Source organism: Nocardia sp. NPDC058705 (genome assembly GCF_042749305.1).
Classification (GTDB): Bacteria; Actinomycetota; Actinomycetes; order Mycobacteriales; family Mycobacteriaceae; genus Nocardia.
This window is the reverse complement of the sequence record NZ_JBHYRN010000053.1, coordinates 1-1,115: the sequence shown is the minus strand read 5'-3', so window position 1 is coordinate 1,115 and position 1,115 is coordinate 1. Positions and strand designations below refer to the sequence as shown.

The 1,115-nt window shown below is 56.9% G+C and carries 1 rRNA gene; it reads right to left on the bottom strand.

Annotated features, from left to right (window positions below):
* Positions 1-1,108, bottom strand: a 16S ribosomal RNA gene (locus ACFW6D_RS31405); the annotation flags it as partial.
* Positions 1,109-1,115 lie beyond the last annotated feature (7 nt).

Sequence of the window (1,115 nt, the reverse complement as noted above, 5' to 3'; positions counted from 1 at the left end):
ACGCGCTGGCAACATAAGATAAGGGTTGCGCTCGTTGCGGGACTTAACCCAACATCTCACGACACGAGCTGACGACAGCCATGCACCACCTGTACACCGACCACAAGGGGGCCTACATCTCTGCAGGTTTCCGGTGTATGTCAAACCCAGGTAAGGTTCTTCGCGTTGCATCGAATTAATCCACATGCTCCGCCGCTTGTGCGGGCCCCCGTCAATTTCTTTGAGTTTTAGCCTTGCGGCCGTACTCCCCAGGCGGGGTACTTAATGCGTTAGCTACGGCACGGAGTCCGTGGAAGGAGCCCCACACCTAGTACCCACCGTTTACGGCATGGACTACCAGGGTATCTAATCCTGTTTGCTACCCATGCTTTCGCTTCTCAGCGTCAGTTACTTCCCAGAGACCCGCCTTCGCCACCGGTGTTCCTCCTGATATCTGCGCATTTCACCGCTACACCAGGAATTCCAGTCTCCCCTGAAGTACTCTAGTCCGCCCGTATCGCCTGCAAGCTTAAGGTTGAGCCCCAAGTTTTCACAAACGACGCGACGAACCGCCTACAAGCTCTTTACGCCCAGTAATTCCGGACAACGCTCGGACCCTACGTATTACCGCGGCTGCTGGCACGTAGTTGGCCGGTCCTTATTCTACAGGTACAGTCACTTGCGCTTCGTCCCTGTCAAAAGCGGTTTACAACCCGAAGGCCGTCATCCCGCACGCGGCGTCGCTGCATCAGGCTTTCGCCCATTGTGCAATATTCCCCACTGCTGCCTCCCGTAGGAGTCTGGGCCGTGTCTCAGTCCCAGTGTGGCCGGTCACCCTCTCAGGTCGGCTACCCGTCGTCGCCTTGGTGGGCCGTTACCCCACCAACAAGCTGATAGGCCGCGGGCCCATCTCGCACCGATAAATCTTTCCACCCCAGAACATGCATTCCAGGGTCATATCCGGTATTAGACCCAGTTTCCCAGGCTTATCCCGAAGTGCAAGGCAGATCACCCACGTGTTACTCACCCGTTCGCCGCTCGTGTACCCCGAAGGGCCTTACCGCTCGACTTGCATGTGTTAAGCACGCCGCTAGCGTTCGTCCTGAGCCAGAATCAAACTCTCCGTTGAAGACTCT